18 protein-coding genes are annotated in these 19,406 nt (G+C 59.6%); 7 read left to right on the top strand and 11 right to left on the bottom strand.

From position 1 onward, the window contains the following. Positions 1–94: 94 nt before the first annotated feature. Entirely contained in the window at positions 95–973 is an 879-nt protein-coding gene (locus AC1ROR_RS07825; protein ID WP_035220737.1) for a 50S ribosomal protein L11 methyltransferase, read from the top strand. A 146-nt stretch (positions 974–1,119) separates the two neighbouring features. Here the strand turns inward: AC1ROR_RS07825 and AC1ROR_RS07820 are convergent, their stop codons facing one another. Next, complete coding sequence (locus tag AC1ROR_RS07820; RefSeq protein WP_003522343.1) at positions 1,120–1,293, bottom strand: hypothetical protein; 174 nt, start codon at positions 1,291–1,293, stop codon at positions 1,120–1,122. Between the two features lie 293 nt (positions 1,294–1,586). On the opposite strand from AC1ROR_RS07820, the gene AC1ROR_RS07815 reads away from it, so the two are divergent. After that, a complete protein-coding gene (locus tag AC1ROR_RS07815) occupies positions 1,587–3,428 on the top strand; it encodes an aminopeptidase P family protein (RefSeq protein WP_498589058.1) in 1,842 nt (613 codons plus the stop codon). On the opposite strand, the gene AC1ROR_RS07810 is transcribed toward AC1ROR_RS07815, so the two are convergent. Continuing rightward, positions 3,425–3,739 (bottom strand): AzlD family protein, encoded by a 315-nt coding sequence (locus AC1ROR_RS07810; RefSeq protein ID WP_035220541.1) that lies wholly within the window; start codon positions 3,737–3,739, stop codon positions 3,425–3,427. The genes AC1ROR_RS07815 and AC1ROR_RS07810 overlap by 4 nt on opposite strands. Beyond that, positions 3,736–4,455: an AzlC family ABC transporter permease gene (locus tag AC1ROR_RS07805; protein ID WP_035220544.1), complete on the bottom strand. Its 720-nt coding sequence runs from the start codon at positions 4,453–4,455 to the stop codon at positions 3,736–3,738. The genes AC1ROR_RS07810 and AC1ROR_RS07805 overlap by 4 nt, the downstream gene beginning before the upstream one ends. A gap of 150 nt (positions 4,456–4,605) precedes the next feature. Between AC1ROR_RS07805 and AC1ROR_RS07800 the strand changes: the two genes are divergently transcribed. After that, the gene (locus AC1ROR_RS07800; RefSeq protein ID WP_035220545.1) at positions 4,606–4,842 is read left to right on the top strand and encodes a DUF2164 domain-containing protein; all 237 of its coding nucleotides are present in this window, start codon (positions 4,606–4,608) and stop codon (positions 4,840–4,842) included. Positions 4,843–4,849: 7 nt separating this feature from the next. On the opposite strand, the gene pncA is transcribed toward AC1ROR_RS07800, so the two are convergent. After that, positions 4,850–5,476, bottom strand: coding sequence for a bifunctional nicotinamidase/pyrazinamidase (gene pncA, locus AC1ROR_RS07795; RefSeq protein WP_035220547.1), 627 nt, complete (start codon positions 5,474–5,476; stop codon positions 4,850–4,852). Positions 5,477–5,934: 458 nt separating this feature from the next. Here pncA and AC1ROR_RS07790 point away from each other — a divergent pair, with 458 nt between their 5' ends. Further along, complete coding sequence (locus tag AC1ROR_RS07790) at positions 5,935–7,200, top strand: DUF2778 domain-containing protein (protein WP_035220550.1); 1,266 nt, start codon at positions 5,935–5,937, stop codon at positions 7,198–7,200. A 26-nt stretch (positions 7,201–7,226) separates the two neighbouring features. On the opposite strand, the gene AC1ROR_RS07785 is transcribed toward AC1ROR_RS07790, so the two are convergent. The 4 genes from AC1ROR_RS07785 to choX all read right to left on the bottom strand — a co-directional run bounded on the left by AC1ROR_RS07785 (position 7,227) and on the right by choX (position 9,996). Continuing rightward, a complete protein-coding gene (locus AC1ROR_RS07785) occupies positions 7,227–7,652 on the bottom strand; it encodes a DMT family transporter (protein ID WP_498589057.1) in 426 nt (141 codons plus the stop codon). After that, on the bottom strand, positions 7,649–8,131 hold the full coding sequence (locus AC1ROR_RS07780; protein ID WP_498589056.1) for a DMT family transporter: 483 nt from the start codon (positions 8,129–8,131) through the stop codon (positions 7,649–7,651). The genes AC1ROR_RS07785 and AC1ROR_RS07780 overlap by 4 nt, the downstream gene beginning before the upstream one ends. A 99-nt stretch (positions 8,132–8,230) precedes the next feature. Continuing rightward, positions 8,231–9,061: an alpha/beta fold hydrolase gene (locus AC1ROR_RS07775; protein ID WP_498589055.1), complete on the bottom strand. Its 831-nt coding sequence runs from the start codon at positions 9,059–9,061 to the stop codon at positions 8,231–8,233. Next, positions 9,058–9,996, bottom strand: coding sequence for a choline ABC transporter substrate-binding protein (gene choX / locus AC1ROR_RS07770; protein WP_498589054.1), 939 nt, complete (start codon positions 9,994–9,996; stop codon positions 9,058–9,060). The genes AC1ROR_RS07775 and choX overlap by 4 nt, the downstream gene beginning before the upstream one ends. Positions 9,997–10,096: 100 nt before the next feature. Between choX and betI the strand changes: the two genes are divergently transcribed. Further along, entirely contained in the window at positions 10,097–10,693 is a 597-nt protein-coding gene (gene betI, locus AC1ROR_RS07765) for a choline-binding transcriptional repressor BetI (protein WP_498589053.1), read from the top strand. Between the two features lie 163 nt (positions 10,694–10,856). On the opposite strand, the gene AC1ROR_RS07760 is transcribed toward betI, so the two are convergent. The 3 genes from AC1ROR_RS07760 to AC1ROR_RS07750 form a co-directional block, all read right to left on the bottom strand. Continuing rightward, a complete protein-coding gene (locus AC1ROR_RS07760; RefSeq protein ID WP_498589052.1) occupies positions 10,857–11,669 on the bottom strand; it encodes a glycosyltransferase family 25 protein in 813 nt (270 codons plus the stop codon). Between the two features lie 103 nt (positions 11,670–11,772). Further along, positions 11,773–14,247, bottom strand: a complete 2,475-nt coding sequence (locus tag AC1ROR_RS07755) for an ATP-dependent helicase (RefSeq protein ID WP_498589051.1) — start codon at positions 14,245–14,247, stop codon at positions 11,773–11,775. Between the two features lie 101 nt (positions 14,248–14,348). Beyond that, the gene (locus AC1ROR_RS07750; RefSeq protein WP_498589050.1) at positions 14,349–14,759 is read right to left on the bottom strand and encodes a carboxymuconolactone decarboxylase family protein; all 411 of its coding nucleotides are present in this window, start codon (positions 14,757–14,759) and stop codon (positions 14,349–14,351) included. 240 nt (positions 14,760–14,999) lie between these two features. Here AC1ROR_RS07750 and AC1ROR_RS07745 point away from each other — a divergent pair, with 240 nt between their 5' ends. After that, positions 15,000–16,151 (top strand): efflux RND transporter periplasmic adaptor subunit, encoded by a 1,152-nt coding sequence (locus AC1ROR_RS07745; RefSeq protein ID WP_498589049.1) that lies wholly within the window; start codon positions 15,000–15,002, stop codon positions 16,149–16,151. Beyond that, positions 16,148–19,297, top strand: a complete 3,150-nt coding sequence (locus AC1ROR_RS07740; RefSeq protein WP_498589048.1) for an efflux RND transporter permease subunit — start codon at positions 16,148–16,150, stop codon at positions 19,295–19,297. Before AC1ROR_RS07745 ends, AC1ROR_RS07740 begins: the two co-directional genes overlap by 4 nt. Positions 19,298–19,406: the final 109 nt, after the last annotated feature.

Here is a 19,406-nt window from a genome sequence, read left to right as displayed (position 1 = left end):
TAGAGGCGGCATAATTGCGTCGGGCTTATTGGACTGGCCGAGGTTTTGTGGCAAAGGCAAGAACAATAACCTCATCCAGAGAAAGCAGCCCGCCGTGAGCGAAATCCGACTTTACGTCACCACGACCGAAATCAAGGCCGGTGAAATCCTCGATCTCATGTCGGACTATTTCGGCGAGGAGGATGTCGCGATTGCTACCACCGAGGTGGATGAGAAGCGCGACATCTGGGAAGCCTCCGTCTATCTGATGGCCGAGCAGGAAGAGGAGTTTCGCGAGCGTGTCGAAGCCCTGCTCGCTCCCGCCTTTCCCGGTCTGGTCATCGAGAAGGAGATCGTTCCTGATGTCGACTGGATCGCCAAGTCGCTTGAAGGGCTGAAGCCGGTCAGGGCAGGGCGTTTCATCGTGCATGGGGCGCATGATCGGGACAAGGTGCGGGCGAACGATCTGGCAATCGAGATCGAGGCGGGACAGGCTTTCGGCACCGGCCATCACGGCACGACGGCCGGCTGCCTTGAGATGATCGAGGAGGTTCTGCGGGCGCGGACCGTGCGCAATGCGCTTGATCTCGGCACCGGTAGCGGCGTTCTGGCTATTGCGGTGCGCAAGATGCGTCCCATTCCCGTGCTTGCGACGGATATCGACCCCATCGCCGTGAAGGTGGCGAAGGAGAATGTTAGGCTGAACGGCATCGTCTCCGGGATGGCGCTGGAGACCGCGCCGGGCTTCCACTCGGACGCCTTCCGCAAGCACGGCCCATTCGATCTCATCATCGCCAATATTCTGGCGCGGCCGCTCATCAAGATGGCGCCGCAGCTCGTCACGCATCTGGCGCCCGGCGGCACGGTCATCCTGTCGGGCATTCTGGCGTCGCAGCGCTGGAAGGTGCTTTCCGCCTATAATGGCGCCCGGCTTTCCCATGTCCGCACCATCTGGCGCAACGGCTGGGTCACGCTGCATCTGCGCAAAGACTGAACCAGCGGCAATATTCCTTTCAGGCAAAAGAAAAGGCGGCGCTTTCGCGCCGCCTGGAAACCCGCGAGCATGGGAGGAGCTTGCTCAAGCGGGTCGACGTATTCCTGTTGGGTGCGGTGGAGGGAGGATCGCCGCGCCCGACGTGATCAGAATACGTAGCTGGACTTCGCCTTGCGACGCAGATCGGCGCGGTTCATGCCGAGCGCTTCGAGCGACTTGTCGTCGAGGTTCAGAAGGGCTGCGTTGACATGGCGGCTGACCTGACGCTCGCGTGCTTCAACGACGCGATCGAAGGCGGTGCGGAGGAAAGATTTTGCCATTGCTTCAAATCCTTGTTTGCCAGGAGAGTGTCTCTCTCGCTGTGTTGATCTGAAGATAAGCGATGTGTTTTTGTTTAGTTAGAGGGGATATCTCAGGGTAGATATGCATTTATCGCATGTCACTTTGCCTTGAGTATTACTTATTTCGCAAAATGTGCACAATTTATCGCCGAAATAGGATCTGTCATATCTAGCTTGAAACCGGCTTTGTCCGCATGGCATTGTCGTTGCGCGCCAATGATTTGACGGCGTGACCGAACAGCTTTCCTCATGATAGTTCCAGAAAGACACCCATGTTCCAGACCTTCGAAAACAAATCCGCGCCGCAATTCGGCAAGGCTCGCGTCGAGGCGCTGCGCGCCAGTTTCGAGGCCCTCGGTATCGACGGTTTCCTGGTGCCGCGCGCCGATGAATATCAGGGGGAATATGTGCCTGAGTGCGCCGAGCGCCTGTCCTGGCTGACCGGCTTTACCGGCTCTGCGGGCATTGCGCTGGTAACGCGCACGGAGGCCGTGGTTTTTGTCGATGGCCGTTATACGACGCAGCTCAAGTCGCAGGTCGATCAATCGGTGTTCAGCGGCGGCGATCTGGTTGGCGCGCCGCCCTCCGTCTGGTTGTCCGAACATGCGATCGAGGGCTTCCGGCTGGGCATTGATCCATGGCTGCATACCGGCGCTGAGCTGAAGCGGCTGGAAAAGGCCGTTGCGGCCAAGGGCGGCTCCGTTGTCCTGCTTGAAAGCAACCCGCTCGACGCCTTGTGGCAGGATCGTCCTTCCGAACCGCTGGAACCGGTCGTCATCCAGCCGGAGGCCTTTACGGGCAAGCTGGCGAAAGAAAAGATCGCTTCGCTGGCCGAGACGGTGTCGGCCAAGGGGGCGGACGCCCTCCTGGTCACCGATCCGTCCTCCATCGCCTGGATTTTCAATATTCGCGGCAACGACGTGCCGCATACGCCGCATCCGCTTGCCCGCGCCATCATCTATGCGGATGGCAGGGCGGATATTTTTCTCGATAAACGCAAGACGGGGATCGAGGCCGAGGCCTATCTGGCGCAGCTGGCGACGCAATTGCCGCCGTCGAAGATTGCCGATCGCCTGCACGCCATTGCCAGCGCCAAGGGCCGGATCATGGTCGATGCCGACCTGACACCCGTGGCGCTGACAGGGGCGATCACGGCGGCGGGTGGCACCCTGATCGAGGAGGCCGATCCCGTCCGCCTGCCGCGTGCCTGCAAGAACGAGGCGGAGCTTGCCGGCTCGGCCGCAGCACATGTGCAGGATGGCGCGGCGATGGTTGAATATCTTTGCTGGCTGGACAGGCAGCAGCCGGGCAGCGTTACCGAAATCGCGGCGGTCAAGGCGCTGGAGGCGGCGCGCGCCAAGGTGGGGCAGGGGCTGCAAAACCCGTTAAAGGATGTGTCTTTCGACACGATTTCAGGGTCTGGCGCACATGCCGCCATCATCCACTACCGCGTCACCACGGATACGGACCGGACACTTGCCGATGGCGAGATGTTCCTCGTCGATTCCGGCGCGCAATATGTCAACGGCACCACGGATATCACCCGTACCGTGGCGAGTGGGAATGTTCCGGAAGAGCAGCGACGTTTCTTCACGCTGGTGCTGAAGGGCGTGATCGCCATCAGTGCTGCACGGTTTCCGAAGGGTACGCGTGGCTGCGATCTCGATCCGCTGGCGCGCATCGCACTGTGGAAGGCCGGGGCGGATTATGCCCATGGCACCGGCCATGGTGTCGGTTCCTATCTTTCGGTGCATGAGGGACCGCAGCGTATCGCAAGGCTTTCGACGCAGGAGCTGCTGCCCGGCATGATCCTGTCGAATGAGCCGGGATATTACCGACCCGGTGCCTTTGGCATTCGCATCGAAAACCTGATCTACGTGCGCGAGGCGGAAGCGGTTACGGGCGGCGATCAGCCGATGTTGTCCTTCGAGACCCTGACCTGGTGCCCCATCGACCGCAGGCTGATCGTGGCCGCACTTTTGACCGATGACGAGCTTGACTGGCTCAACGCCTATCACGCCGGCGTTCTGGAAAAGCTTTCGCCCTTGATCGCGGATGAGGATGTGAAGGCGTGGCTTGTCGCGGCCACGCTTCCCTTGACGCGGGTGGCTTAAAACAGCGGCCAGTGCCTTATCGCGATGACGATCGCCCAGCCGATGGCCAGCATCGTCAGGCCCGGAAAGCGCAGGCAGACCAGAAGCGCTGCCACCATGCCGATCTTCACCTCGTATCCGCCTTCGAAAAAGGCGGGTGCGACGAGTGTGGTCAAGACCGCGACGGGAACGGCGTTCAGTCCCGCTTCCATGCGCGGCGGGATGGATTTCATCCGCGTCATCAGAACATAACCACCGATGCGGGTGAGATAGGTGGCGACGGCGGCGAGCGCGATCAGGATCAGTGTATCGGCGTGCAGAAAATCGCTCATGGCTTTTCCACCTTGCTTTCAGGATTGGCCTCGCCGGCCGGTTTAGGCGGATAGAGGACTGCAACGAGAATGCCGGCAACCGCGCCGAGGCTGACATGCCAGGGCGAACCGACGATGTGATAGGCGACCGTTGCGCCAATCGCGCTTGCCAGCATCACCGGGTAGAAATTTTCCCGCTGGCGAAAACTCAGGACCATACCCATGAAATAGATCGGCAGCAGCACATCGAGACCGATGGCTTTCGGATCGCCGACCATGTTGCCGAGCGACGCGCCGACAATCGTCATGGCCAGCCACAGGACATAGACCGGTGTGGCAAAGCCCATATACCAGGCAAAACCGACCGTGCCGGTATTTTCATATTTCCTGACCGATTCGGCGAATTGCGGATCCACCAGCACGAAGAAGCCCGCTGCCTTTTGCAGGAAAGACCAGTTGGAGATCATTCTGGCGATGGCAGCCGAATAGAGGATATGGCGGAAATTGACGGCGAAAACCGAAAGGACGATCAGCCAGGGAGCGACCTTCTGGCCGAACAATTCGATGCCGACCAGCTGACTGGCGCCAGCATAAACGGTGCCGCTCATGATCGTGGCCTCGACGATGCTCAGCCCGTTATCGACTGCGACCGCGCCGAACAGCGCGCCGAAGGGGGCGGCGGAAAGGGCGATCGGAAAGCCGGCCTTCAATCCCTCGCGAAAATCTGTTTTGGACATTTTTGGGAACTCCTTGCCGCCGCTCTATCGCCGTCCCGTCTGGCTGGCAAACAAATTGCATGAATGGATCGATTGATTCCCTTGAAGCATCCGTTACGTTAGCTGCATCCCGGCGCATCGGCGCCCAAATCACGACATGGCGGATAATGAATGCTTGAGAAGCAGGAAAAGGCGGTCTTGGCCGCGCGTATCAAGGATTATCTCGCCCGGGAGACCGAAACCGAGATGGGGCTGCTGCAGGCAGAGATTTTCGTGGAGTTTCTGGCTGAGGAAGTCGGATATGTCTTTTACAATCAGGGGCTCAAGGATGCGCATGCCGCGATCCTGAGGCGTCTGGAAGACGCGGCAGGCGATATCGACGTGCTGGAGAAGCCGAGGCTGCGCTGAAGGTTACTCAGTCGCGCAATATGTCGCGGCTCCTGAGAATGGCCACGCCCTTTTCCCGCATGGCCGTGATCGACGCCTTTATGCCCTGCGGATCGATGCCGCGGCTTGCGTCCTCGATAAAACGAATTTTGACGCCCGGCAGCATGTCGAGCGCATCGAGCACCGAGAAACTGACGCAATAATCGGTGGCGAGGCCGCAGACATCGAGCTGCGTCACGCCCTGGCGGGTCAGATAATCGGCAAGGCCGGTTGTCGCCCCCTGGTCGTTGTCGCGAAAGGCGGAATAGCTGTCGACAGCGGGATTTTCGCCCTTCTGCTGGATGTAGTCGAAGGCGTCTGTCTTCAGATCGGGGTGGAATTCCGCATCTGGTGTGCCCTGCACGCAATGGTCCGGCCACATCATCTGCGGTTTGCCGGAGAGTTCGCCCATGTCGAACGGTTTCTTGCCGGGATGCTGCGAGGCGAAACTGCCGTGATTTTCCGGGTGCCAGTCCTGCGAGGCGACGATCAGGTCATAACCGCCATTGTCGATCAGGGCGTTGGCAACGGGTACGACCCTGTCACCCTCGGCAACGGCCAGATTGCCGCCCGGGCAAAAGCCGTTCTGGATATCGATGAGCAGCAGCGCCTTCATGATTTGCCTCCCATATTTGCGAGCAGGATGCCAAGCCGGCACTGGCGGATCAAGTGCCCATTCAACCTTTGTGCCGGCATGACGGCGTTACGGCAAAGCGGTATCCGTCGTTTTCCTGCCGCATTTGCAGCAAATTTCCGGCCAAGTCGGAATTTACCTGACGATGCGGCGATGAAAACTTTAAAGGCCAATGACGCCCCTCAGGGACTTTTTTCCGGGACGGGTCGATACAGATGCGCGCCTTACCCGTGCAAGTCATTGTTTTGCCTTCACCCGATAATGCGCAGACCTTAACGAATTATTTTTGCAGGGACTCGTAAACACTTTGGTTACCATAATTCGTCATGCTTCGAACCAGTCAGTTCCGAAACAGGCGTGGTGTCTGCCCGCTGTTCGGATGCCCCAAAATCCCTCCGGCGTTGCCCGGTTGTGCGTGAACGGTTCGAGTAACGAGTATCATGGCGTTTTCTGCTGCGGCCTATAATGGCGCCGGTCCTGCCCGGTCGTCCTGCCTCAAGAAGAGCAAATCCTTTTCGCTTGGCCGAATGTCGGCGCTGCTTGGCGGCGGTGCCTTTGCGGGTCTTTTCGCCTTTGCTGCCTTCGCCTCGCTTCACGGCATGGCGGCTGCTTCGCATGGCGTCGGCCAGTTTGAAAAGACGCTGGTGGCCAGGCTCGATTCCGCGGAGACGGCGATTGGCCAGACGGTCGCGCGGGATATTCATGTCCGCAAGTTTTCCCGCCTGAGCGACCACAGCCATGGCCAGCAGAAGGCAGTCCGCCTTGCCGGCATGATGCCCGAGATCGGCGCGAAGGAATTTGGCGAGCGTTTCGGTGCGGCTGCGAATGCGAAAGGGCAGGCGACGGTCAAGGAGCTTGCTGCGCTCCGGCCTTCGGCAATTGTCGATTCCGCGCTTGGGCGCACCACCGAGGTTGCCTATCAGAGTGCTGCTTCGCATCCGGCATTTGAAGTGGCGCTGGCGCGTCCGCAGATCGAGGAAGAGGCGAGCAGCCTGCTTCCGGACGACGTGCCGCTTCCGAGCTTCAGGCCTGAGGTGGCGGCTGCCGAGACAGTGGAGCCGTCGCCGCGTCCCGCCCTCTCCAAGGCCGACGTTGCTTCAGCGCCCGCATTCGACGCACCTGTTCCGCTGCGCGCGCCGCAGCCGCCGAAACAGGGCACCGGCGCCATGCTCGCCTTTGCAAAGCCTGATAATCCGATACGCGAGCCGAGCAAGATGGACGCGGTTCCGTGGCCGGATCGCGGCAATGGCACGGCGATCTACGATATTTCTTCCGGCCTGGTGCACATGCCGAATGGGGAGAAGCTCGAGGCCCATTCCGGTATCGGCAAGATGCGCGACAACCCGGATTATGTTCACGTCAGAATGCGCGGCTCGACACCGCCTTCCAGCTACAGGCTGACAATGCGCGAAGCCCGTTTCCATGGCGTCGAGGCCATTCGGCTGACACCGGAAAACGGCGTCAACCCCCATGGCCGCGATGGCCTTCTGGCCCACACCTACATGCTGGCGAAACGCGGTGAATCGAATGGCTGCGTCGTGTTCCGGGATTATCCCCGCTTCCTCGCAGCCTTCAAGCGCGGCGAAGTCAAGCGTATGGTGGTGGTGCCGAAGCTCAACGGCAATCGTCCGACACTTGCCAGCAGCGGTGGGAAAAGCGGTGGCAAGACCCTGCTCGGCATGTTCTCGCGCGGCAGCGATTCCTGATTTTACACTGTCTTCCCGGATGTGCTCTAGCGGCCACGCCGCTGCGTCAGCACCATGCCGCCGAGGATGAGCAGAATGCCGAGCGCGCTCGCCCAGATTTTCGGCGGATGATTGCTGAAAAGATCGAGTACGACGCCTGACACCATCTGGCCGCTGATGACCAGAAGGGCTGTATTGACCGCGCCGATGCGGGGGATGAGCCAGCTGCCCGAGGCGATGAAGACGACGCCGATAGGGCCGCCGATAAAGGCGAGCCAGGGCGCATCTGCCGCGCCCGGCGGGATGAGGCCGCCTACGATGAGGCCGATGACGGTCAGCACCGCGAAGCCGACGATATGGTTCCAGAAGGAAGCGATGAGCGGCGAGTTCGACAGGCTGAGGCGGCCGTTGATCTGCCGGCTGAGCGCAACGAAGACGCCGCCGGTGAAAGCCATGGCGATCCAGACGATCATGCCGTTCTCCCGACCAGAATGATGAGGGCGCTACCGCAGAGGATCAGCGCTACCGCCGCCATGTCACGCAAATCCGGCCGCCGTTTGGGCAGGCCGAAAAGGCCGAAGAGATCGGCCAGCAGGCTGAAGATCACCTGTCCGCCGAGACCCAGCGCAATGGTGCCGGAAAGCGCCAGCGGCGAATTGACGGCGGTGGAGGTGAGGACAACGATGGCGGCGCCGACGACACCCCCGCAATAGGCCCAGAGCGGTGCCCTCGGCTTTTCTGCCACGCTCGCATCTTTCTTCGGGCGCATGATCGCCAGATAGAGCAGCGCCGCCACCGTGCCGGTGCCATGCGCCGTCCATGACGAAAAGAGCGCGTTGCCGTAATGGGCAAGCTGACCGTTGAAATGCACCATCAGGGTCAGAAGGCAACCGCTGGCGAAAGCGGCGGCAAGATGCAGCGGGTTGAGGCGTGGATTCGTCGTGTCTGTCATGTCGGGCCGATATATGGTTACGCAGCAAAGCGTTACAGCATCGGCACCTGAATCGAAATCGATTTATAAGAGGTTCTTAAAATCAGTTGTTCCGCGCACTTAATTCATGATGCCCGACATCACATCTGCAAAGAAATCGGCTAACAGCGTCGATACACCCTGCGGATCTTCCCAATGCGGATTATGGCCATATCCCGTGAGTGTGACGGTTCGAGCCTGGGGAAAGGCCTCGACCAACCGCTGGCGATGCGATTTGTCGAATAGAGGGTCTTCAGAGCCGGCAAGGCAAAATACCGGTTTTTTTATTCTGGCGGCGCTTTGCTGCAGATTTGTTTCGGCAAAGCCTCTGAGGACGCCATGCCAGGTCGCGGCGGGCATGTTGGCCGCGGCCTGTTTCATTTTCGACAGAAAACCATGGTCGACTGGTCGGCTGCAGGAATACCATTGGTGCAGAAAGCCTGCCGTTGGCCTGATAGGATCTCGTAGTGCGAGAATGTCTTTGGTCAACTGGCTTTCGTCGCCGAAATCCGGTTCAACCGTTGCCGATATGAGGGCAAGGCCCCGGATGGTGTCACCCCGCCCGGCGGCGAGTTCGATGGCGGTCATCGCGCCCATCGAATGGCCGAGCAGGAACAACCGCGAAACACCCACAAGCGTTAGAAACTGTTCGATTGTTTCGGCGAAATCCTTCACATGAAAGCCTTGCCCGACGGAGGAAACTCCGTGTCCGGGCAGGTCGGGAACAATCAGCCTATATTCGCGAAAATAGGGCTCCAGCATGGAAAAGCTGCGGCTGGTATCCGAAAAGCCATGCAACATCAGCAACACCGGGCCGGGGCCGCCGCTATCTATGAACGCCATCCGGCGGCCACGGGGCAGTTCGACATATTGTTTGCGCTTCTCCCAGTCATCAAGGAAGTTTGAGGTCATAGGCCGAGTCCCGATTTGACGGTGGCAAGGCCATCCTTTCCGTCAAATGTCGATACGCCCTTCAACCAGACGTCCAGCCGTTGTGGCTCGTCTTTGATCGCCCGCATCGCCGCGTCCTCCGGCGTCATTGCGTCGTTCATGATGTAGCCCATGCCCCTGTTCTCGTAGTCCACGTCGAATGCGAGGTTTTCGAGCAGCTTCGCGACATTCGGGCATTCCTGCAGATAACCTTTGCGCACCTGCGTATCGACCGTGGCTGCGCCGAAATCCGGCCCATAAAATTTGTCGCCGCCGGTCAGATATTTGATGTCGAATTTGCTGTTCATCGGGTGCGGAGCCCAACCCTGGAATACGATGAAAGACTTGTTGCGGATAAAACGCGCGACCTGCGACAGCATGCCCTGTTCGCTGGATTCGACTACTTCCCAGTTTTGAAGGCCGAGTGCCGGGTCCTTGATGGCGTCCAGCATCAACTGGTTGGATCCGGGCTCGATGCCGTAAAGCTTGCTGTCAAATTTCTCTGCGAATTTCTGAAGATCGGAAAAGTCCTTGACGCCCGCTTCCCACACGTAGGTCGGAACCGCGAAAGTGTATTTGGCGCCCGCAAGGTTCGTGCGAACTTTTTCGACCGATCCATCTTCCTTGTAGGGCTTGTAATAGTTCACCATTGCCGGATCCCAATAGCCCACGAAGACGTCGAGATCCCTGGTCTTGAGGCTCGTGTAGATGACGTCAATGCCAAGAAGCTGGCTTTGCGGTTCGTATTGCAGCGCTTTTAAAAGCGACATGGCAATGCCGGTGGTGAAAGCGAGATCATTCCAGCCCGGTTCTGCCAGTCGCACCACCCTGCAATCAGCGGAATCAGCCGCAAACGCGGAAGTCTCCACCGTCATCAGGAGTGCTGCGGCTGAAAAAACGCCTGCCCATTTTTTCATTGTTCCACTTTCTTTGTCTGTTGGGTCATTAGATTGACCAGTTGGACAATAATTGATCTTTGCGGAAAATTTGTCAATGTACTCCTCCAAGGAGACAATGATGCGACTAACCAGAATAAGCGATATTCGCCGGGCGGAACTCAGACGGGCAGCGTTCGAGGTCCTCCAGCGGGAAGGCATGGCGGGCGCGACGCTTGAAAGGGTGGCGGCGCAGGCCGGGGCCTCGAAAGGCATCGTGCTTCACTATTTTGCCAACAAGCAGGAATTGTTCGAGCACGCCATGCGTGAGGCCAATGTGAAACTGAAGGAGGAGGTGGTGGCGCGCCTCAATAAAGCGAGCAACCCGCGCGAGCGTCTCGATGCCATTATCGAGGGAAATTTCGATGAAAGATTCTTTCAGCCATCCATATGTCACGCTTGGCTATCGCTTTGCGCCGAAGTGCCGCGAGAGCCACAGCTGGCTCGCATCCAGAAGGTGATCCATGCACGAATGCGATCGAACCTTCTCTCGGCTCTGGTGCATCTCTTGCCGAAGGAAGAGTGCGGGATCGTTGCACTCGCGATTACCACGCTTATCGACGGGCTGTGGTTGCGTTCGGGTCTGCAGTCCGGCGGTTTGACGCGTGCGGAAGCAATGGAACAGATGCGGGATTACCTGTCCCACAGGATACCGCTGAAGCAAGCCAAGGTTTGCTAGGGAACCAGTTCATGCACGCCGCATTATTCCATCATGAAGAAAACGACGCGCAAACCATTGAACCGGATGACGATTTTCGTCATTTCGATTTTCATTCTCGCAGCCGTGATTGCGGCGGTCTATCTGGTCGGCTTTACACCCGGAGAGGTGTGATCCAGCGAGTTCAGTTGCCGGCCGGAACAGTCTTGCCCTTGCCGCCGTGCAGCGCGACGCTCAACTTGGCGATGGCCAGGCGGATGCCGCGCAGCAGGAAACGGCTGGTTTCCAGATAGGCGCGATAGGGCAGCACGGTGAAATATCGCCAGCGCGGCAGGCGGTAAATGCGCAGGTTATTCTGGATCTGGCTTTCCCCGTCCGCATCCTGCGTGGCGCAGAGAGGGTAGATGAAGGCGCCCTTCAGGCCCGCGAGATATTCCAGATCGAACGCTATATCGTAAGCCAGCCGCATGGGAATGAGTTTCGATATCCATTTGCCGGCGCGGCGGTTGACGAGATAGGCTCCCGAACCTTTTTCCCGTGTCAATGCGATCGCGAGCGAGCGGCCGTTGGAAAGCGGGCGGAAGGCGAATTTACGGCCGTTGCTGACGGTCGTCAGCCGCAGCAGATCCCAGTCGCCGCCATTCAGCACAGCCTCGTCGATCGCGTTGATAAAATCATTGTCGAAGATAACATCGTCTTCGAGGATGAGGGCGATGTCGGCATCGCCGTCCATGAACCGGTTGGCGCAGGCGACATGGCTGAGATAACAGCCGATTTCCGGCGGCGAGGTGCGGCGGCCATGCATGAGCATATAGGAAATCTCGCTGAACTCCGGGATCGGGTAATTCAGCTCCCTGCCATTGACGCCGGGAACGCGTTCCGCTTTCAGCCCGATGGCGTCGAGGCGGGTGTTCATGTCCTCGAGGCGCTTGGTGGCGCTGTCCATGTTGATCAGAAAAACGGCGAGCTTGCGCTGGCTTTTCGGTAAAATATGCAAAGCAGTCCTCGCCCGGTTTTCACACCCTGTTGCAACTCCTTTATTGCAATGGCGCGACGCGGGCTACGGAAAAAGCTTGGTTCGGGCACTCATAGTTGTCGAATCAAACCTTTTCCACAAATCCATCCAGCACGCGCTTTTGTCCGGCGCGGTCAAAATCGATGGTCAGCTTGTTTCCCTCGATGGCGGAGATATTGCCATTGCCGAACTTGATGTGAAAAACGCGGTCGCCGACAAAGAATTTCGATGGTGTGTCGGCGACGGATTTCGCCACCAGTTCGCCATCGATCGTGCGGGTGCGTGGGCCGCTTTCGCCATAACCGATCCGCTCGACCGCATGGCCGGAGCGCGTGCCCCAATTGTCGCGGGTGGCGTCGGAGCGGTTCTGCTGCGCGCGTTTCCAGCCGGGGGTGGAATAATTATTGGCGAAGGGCTCTGCCTTGTCGAAACGGGACTGGCCGTAGCCGCCGCGTCCGCCATAACCACCGTAATTGCTGTCGGATGCCGCAACGTCCACATGGGCGGGCGGCAGTTCATCGAGGAAACGCGAGGGCAGGGTGGATTGCCATAGGCCATGGATACGCCGGTTCGATACGAACCAGATATGGCAGAGCTTCTTGGCGCGGGTGATGCCAACGTAAGCGAGACGACGTTCTTCCTCCAGACCGGAGCGCCCGCCTTCGTCCAGCGCCCGCTGGTGCGGGAACAGGCCTTCTTCCCAGCCGGGCAGGAAGACGGTGTCGAATTCCAGCCCCTTGGCGGAATGCAGCGTCATGATGGAGACGGCATCGAGATTTTCATTCTGTTCGGCATCCATGACAAGCGCCACATGCTCAAGGAAGCCGCGCATGCTCTCGAAGGCCTCCATGGAACGGATGAGTTCCTTGAGGTTTTCCAGCCGTCCGGGCGCTTCGGCCGTCTTGTCGGCCTGCCACATGGCGGTATAGCCGCTTTCGTCGAGAATCTGTTCGGCAAGCGTGGTGTGCTCGGTGTTTTCCAAGAGGCCCTGCCAGCGGCGGAAATTCTGAACTACATCGAACAGCGCCTTGCGCGCCTGTGGTTTTAGCTCGTCGGTCTCGATGATGTCGGCGGCTGCCGCGAGCATTGGAATATCGCGTGCGCGGGCGTAGTCGTGCAGGTTACGGATCGTCGTATCGCCAAGACCACGCTTCGGCGTATTGACGATGCGCTCGAAGGCGAGATCGTCGGCCGGCTGGCATACGAGCCGGAAATAGGCCATGGCGTCGCGGATTTCGAGGCGCTCATAAAAGCGCGGGCCGCCGATGACGCGGTAATTGAGGCCAAGCGTGACGAAGCGGTCTTCGAACTCGCGCATCTGGAAGGAGGCGCGAACGAGGATGGCCATGTCGTTCAGCTTGTGGTTCTTGCGCTGGAGCTGTTCGATCTCCTCACCGACAGCGCGGGCTTCCTCCTCGGAATCCCAGGCGGCATGCACCACGACCTTTTCATCATCCGGGCTGCTGCGTTCGGTGAAGAGCGTCTTGCCGAGACGGCCCTCATTATGGGCGATCAGATGGCCGGCCGCGCCGAGAATATGCTCGGTGGAGCGGTAGTTGCGCTCGAGCTTGATGACCTTGGCGCCGGGGAAGTCCTTGTCGAAGCGGAGGATATTGTCCACTTCCGCGCCGCGCCAGCCATAGATCGACTGGTCGTCGTCACCGACGCAGCAGACATTCTGCGGCTCGCCCTTGGCGCGCTGTGCGAGAAGCCGCAGCCACATATATTGCGCCGTGTTGGTGTCCTGATATTCATCCACCAGAATGTAACGGAATTTCTGGTGATACTCCTTCAGAATATCGGTGTGGCGACGGAAGATGCTGATCGGATGCATCAGAAGATCGCCGAAGTCACAGGCGTTCAGCGTTTTCAGGCGGTTCTGATAGGCGGTGTAAAGCTCGCGGCCCTTGCCATTGGCGAAGGCGCGGCTGTCACCCTCCGAAATATCCGGCGGCGTCAGGCCCTTGTTCTTCCATCCGTCGATCATGCCGGCGAACTGTTTTGCCGGCCAGCGCTTGTCATCCAGACCTTCGGCCTGAATGAGCTGTTTGATCAGCCGCACCACGTCATCGGTATCGAGAATGGTGAAGTCCGATTTCAGGCCGACGAGTTCGGCATGGCGGCGCAGGAGCTTGACGCCGATGGAGTGGAAGGTGCCGAGCCAGGGCATGCCCTCGACAGCGCCGCCGACCAGAACGCCGATACGTTCCTTCATCTCGCGGGCGGCCTTGTTGGTGAAGGTCACGGCAAGAATCTGGCTTGGATAGGCGCGGCCGGTGGCCAGAATATGGGCGATGCGTGTGGTCAAAACGCGGGTCTTGCCAGTGCCGGCGCCGGCGAGCACGAGAACGGGACCATCCAGCGTCTCTACTGCCTCGCGCTGTTCCGGGTTGAGACCGGAAAGATAGTCGGGCGCAGCACGCGTCTGATCGCGGGCCGCCATGGCGCGGGCGGCAATGCCAAGCCCGCCGCCGCTTTCCGCACCGGCATTGTTCGTCGCCTTGCGTGGCGCCACGGGTTCCTCATCGAAGAACGGCATATCGTCAAAACTGTTGCTCATGCGGCCCAATGTAGTGATTCGGGATATAAAGGCCAGAACCGTGTTCTGCTTTTATTCCGGTATCGTCAGTCAAAACGTCCATTCCAAGGCATTTTTTCGCTTTATGCCTGCCTGTCGGCGTCGAAAGCGGCGTCAACGGGCACTTGCAGCGCCACCGCAAGCTGGTTGGTCTTGGCGGCAAGCGCGATGACGCGCAGCAAATCGGCATGCTGCTCTGTCGTCATGCCTTTCGCTTTGGCGGCGGCCGTGTGCGAATGGGCGCAATAGGAGCAGCCATTGGTGACGGAAACGGCGATATAAAGCATTTCCTTCACCACGGGATCGAGCGCTGAAGGTGTCGCCATCACCGCCTTGACCTCACCCCATGCCTTTTCAAGCAGATCGGCATCGAAGGCGAGGTAGAGCCACATATTGTTGATGAAATCCGATTTGCGGGTGGCGCGGATATCATCGAACACCGCTTTCACGCGCGGGTCGGTTTCCGGGTTTTCGGTTTTCGTCACGGTGCTCATGGCTTCCTCTCATTGTGGTTCGCGGTGGCGCAGATTAGCCCAATGGCGGATATTTACGACAGGAATGCACGGATGGATTGCGGATTGGCTGCTTCTGGCGGCAATTGCGCCCAAATTACAATTACGTAAGGAACGGATTTGTGCGTTGCCTTGCCTTGGCCAAGCGGGAATACTGCACCTGTCCCGGAACGTGTCGTTTTCGGGAATATATCGTGCTGCGCGGATCAACCGGAGAAATATATGCGGGTCTGGAAACAGGTGGGTGTCAGTGTTGCCGTGGTGGGAGCGGGGCTCTGTCTCTGGGGCTTTTATTCGCCCGAAGCCCGCAATGTGCTGGCCAGCATCGGGATAGGCAAAACGCCTGCCGGCGCCATTGAGGTTGCCGCCGCTACGCCCGGTTCGGGTCAAAATGCCGGCGGTGGACGCCGCAATGACAATGCGACCCTGATCGTGACTGCTCCCGTCAAAAAGGGCACGGTGAACGACCGGCTGAATGCCATTGGCAATGGCGAAGCGATCCAGTCTGTTGTTGTCATGCCGCAGGCTTCCGGCACGCTTTCCGAAATCCGCACCTCTTCTGGCGCACGTGTCGTGAAAGGGCAGGTGCTTGCGCGGCTCGATGATGAAGAGCAGGTGATCGAGCGCGACAAGGCACAGGTGGTGCTGCGCAGCGCCGTTGAAAAATCCAATTCCTATAAGAACCTGAAATCCGTTTCCCGCCTTGACGTGATGGATGCGCAGATTGCCGAAGAAGCCGCCAAGCTTGCGCTGAGCACCGCCGAACTCAATCTCAAGCGCCGCGACATCGTTGCGCCGATAGAGGGTGTGGCGGGTATTGTCGCCGCCAATATCGGCGATAATGTCACCACGCAGTCCACCATTGTCAGCATCGACGACCGTTCGGAAATTCTCGTCAATTTCTGGGCTCCCGAGCGGTTTGCAACCGCAATCAAGGTCGGTATGCCGGTGGAGGCGACCTCCATTTCCCGGCCGGGTGAGACTTTCAAGGGCGAGATCGAGGCCGTCGACAACCGCGTCGATGAGGCAAGCCGCACGATCCGTATCCGGGCGAAATTCGGCAATGAGGAAGATGAGCTGAGGGCCGGCATGTCCTTTGGTGTCACCATGCGTTTTGCCGGGGAAACCTATGCCTCGGTCGATCCGCTGGCCGTGCAGTGGGATGCGGAAGGCTCCTATGTCTGGCGTGTGACCGACAATAAATCGAACAAGGTGCGGGTGCAGATCGTGCAGCGCAATCCCGATGCGGTTCTCGTCAAGGCGGAACTGGTGGATGGTGAGCCTGTCGTGATCGAGGGCCTTCAGCGTGTCAGGGAAGGCGGCGCTGTCCGCGTCGGCAACCAGCCGAAGCCCGAGGAGGTCGCCAGCCAATGACGACGCAGCCGCCCTCGGTTACGGATTCCAAGCTCGCCTTTACGGCACTGTTCGTGCGCCGGCCCATTCTGGCGGCGGTTATCAATACGCTGCTGGTCGTTGCCGGCCTTGCCGCGCTGGTGGGCGTTGAAGTGCGCGAACTGCCTGACGTCGACCGGCCGACGATCAGCGTCAGGACCACCTATGAGGGGGCGGCGCCTGAAACCATCGATCAGGAAGTGACGCAGACCATCGAAGGTGCGGTGGCGCGTGTCAGCGGCGTCAAGTCCATCTCGTCCAACTCGCAGTTCGGCACCAGCCGCGTGACGCTGGAATTCGGCGACAATGTCGATCTGGCGGTTGCCGCCAACGACGTGCGCGACGCCATCGGCCGCGTCACCAACCAGTTGCCCGATGATGCCGACGAACCGCAGATCATCAAGGCGGATTCCGACAGCCAGCCCATCATGCGCCTTGCCGTCACCTCCTCCACGCTCAGCATGGAAGATCTGACCAAGCTGGTGGATGACGAAATCATCGACCGTCTGGCCGCCGTCGACGGCGTGGCCGATGTGGAGCTTTACGGCGATCAGGAAAAGGTTTTCCGGGTCGATCTCAATCAGGCCGCATTGGCGAGCCGTGGTTTGACGGTGACCGATGTTTCCAATGCGCTTGCCAGCGCTGCCCTCGATGTGCCGGCAGGATCGCTGAAAAGCACGACGCAGGATATTGTCGTACGCGCCACGGCCAGCCTGACGAAGCCTGAGGATTTTTCCAACCTTCTCATCAAGGACAATATCCGCCTGCGGGACGTTGCGACCGTGATGCTGGGGGCGGACGACGAATCCACCTCGCTGCGTTCCAATGGCGTGCAGGGCGTCGGTCTCGGCGTCATCCGGCAGGCGCAATCGAACACGCTCAACATTTCCACCGGCGTGAAGGCCGCAGTCGATGCCATGTCGGCCAACTTGCCGGAAGGCACTCGCATCGTCATAACCAGCGATGACGCCGTCTTCATCGAAGGCGCGTTGCACGAGGTTGAACTGGCGCTTGGTCTTTCCGCGCTAATCGTGGTCGTTGTGCTTTATCTCTTCCTCCGCGACTGGCGCGCCACCCTTATTCCGGCGATTACCATGCCGGTTGCGCTGATCGGCACCATTGTCGCCATCTATATGGTCGGCTTCTCGGTCAATATTCTGACGCTGCTCGCCATTGTTCTGGCGACCGGTCTCGTTGTCGATGACGCCATCGTGGTGCTGGAAAATATCGTGCGCCGCCGGGCGGAAGGCATGGGGCCGCGCGCCGCCGCCGTTCTCGGCACGCAGGAAGTGTTTTTCGCGGTCATCGCGACGACGGCGACGCTTGCCGCCGTGTTCATTCCACTCTCTTTCCTGCCAGGCCAGCTTGGCGGTCTGTTCCGCGAATTCGGTTTCGTTCTGGCCTTCGCGGTGGGTTTGTCCTCCATCGTGGCGCTGACACTCTGCCCGATGCTCGCTTCGCGCATGCTGAAGGAGGGGCTGAAGGAACCTACGGGGCCGCTCGCATGGTTCGGCAATGTCTTTGCCTCCACCTACAAAACGACGCTTTCCGCCTGCCTCAACAATCCGCTGATTGTCATCGTCGTGGCGCTGATCTTTTCCGGCCTCTCATGGATCGCCTTCGGCATGATCCAGAACGAGCTGACGCCGCGCGAGGACCGCGCCTCGGTCATGATGCGGGTTACCGCACCGCAGGGCGTCAGCCTCGAATATACCCGCGACCAGCTGCAGCGGATCGAGGAAAACCTGCAGCCGCTGCGCGACAGTGGTGAGATCCGCAATATCTACTCCATCACCGGCATGAACGGGTCTTCTAATACCGGTTTCATGGTGCTGACGCTCGCGCCCTGGGCCGATCGTGAGCGCACGCAGAACCAGATCGCCGCAGATGTCACCTCCGCCGCCAACAGGGTGCCGGCGCTGCGCGGCAATGCAATGCAGCCGAACAGCCTCAGAATTCGCGGTGCCGGCAACGGCCTGCAGATGGCGATGGTCGGCAGCAATTATGCGGCGCTGACCGAGGCAACCCAGAAATTGCTGCTTTCCATGGAGGAAAGCGGCCTGTTCGACACGCCGCGTTTCGACAATGAGCCCAATCAGGCGCAGATTTCTGTCTCCATCGACCGCGAGCGTGCGTCGGATCTCGGTATCGATATCACCGGCCTGTCGCGCGCCATGCAGTCGCTGCTGGAAGGGCGCTCGATTGTCGACGTCTTCGTGGATGGCGATGCGATCCCGGTGCGGCTCCTGTCCTCCACCCGGCCGATCAACGATCCGACCGATCTGGAAAACGTCTTCCTGAAAACCGGCGACGGCAAGATCGTGCCGATGTCGGTCATCGCCACGCTGAAGGAAAATGCGGTTGCGCCGCAGCTCAACCGCGAGCAGCAGCTTCCCTCCGTCGGCTTTACCGCCAACCTCAAGGACGGTGTTTCGCTGGGTGAGGCGCTGCAAAAGGTGAATGAGCTCTCGCAATCCGTCATGCCGCCCGGCGCGCGCCTGCTGCCGCTCGGCGAGGCTGCGACGCTGGAGGAAAATTCGAGCGGCATGTTGCTGACCTTCGGTTTTGCCATCGCCATCATCTTCCTCGTGCTGGCTGCGCAGTTCGAAAGCGTGCTGAGTTCGGTCATCATCATGACGACGGTGCCGCTCGGCCTTGCCTGCGCCGTCATCGCACTGCTGGTCACCGGCTCGAGCCTCAACGTTTATAGCCAGATCGGGCTCGTCCTCCTCGTCGGGGTGATGGCGAAGAACGGCATCCTCATCGTCGAATTCGCCAATCATCTGCGCGATCAGGGAGCCAGCGTGCGGGAAGCCATTGAAAAGGCAACGAGCATTCGCCTGCGCCCTGTCATGATGACGATGATTGCGACCATTCTCGGCGGCGTGCCTCTGGTGCTGGCGCAAGGTGCCGGTGCGGAAGCGCGCATCGCGCTCGGTTGGGTCATCGTCGGTGGTCTCGGTTTTGCGACGCTGGTGACGCTTTACATCACGCCGGTCTCCTACCTGCTGATCGCCCGCTTCGCCAAACCGCAGGCGGACGAGGAAATCCGCCTTCACCGCGAGCTTGAACTTGCCGCCCGCCGCAAGGCGCTGGAAGAGGACAAGCCGCTGCTGGCAGCGGAATAAAAACGGTTGCCGCCAAACAGTGTTTGGCGCAATCGCGATGCTGGACAAAGCGTTAACCTTATCCCATACCACCTGACGGAATTTCGTAACGGATCGAATCCGTTACGGG

The organism is Agrobacterium sp. GW821-FHT14E08 (assembly GCF_058803865.1).
This window is presented reverse-complemented; position numbering and strand designations above follow the sequence as displayed.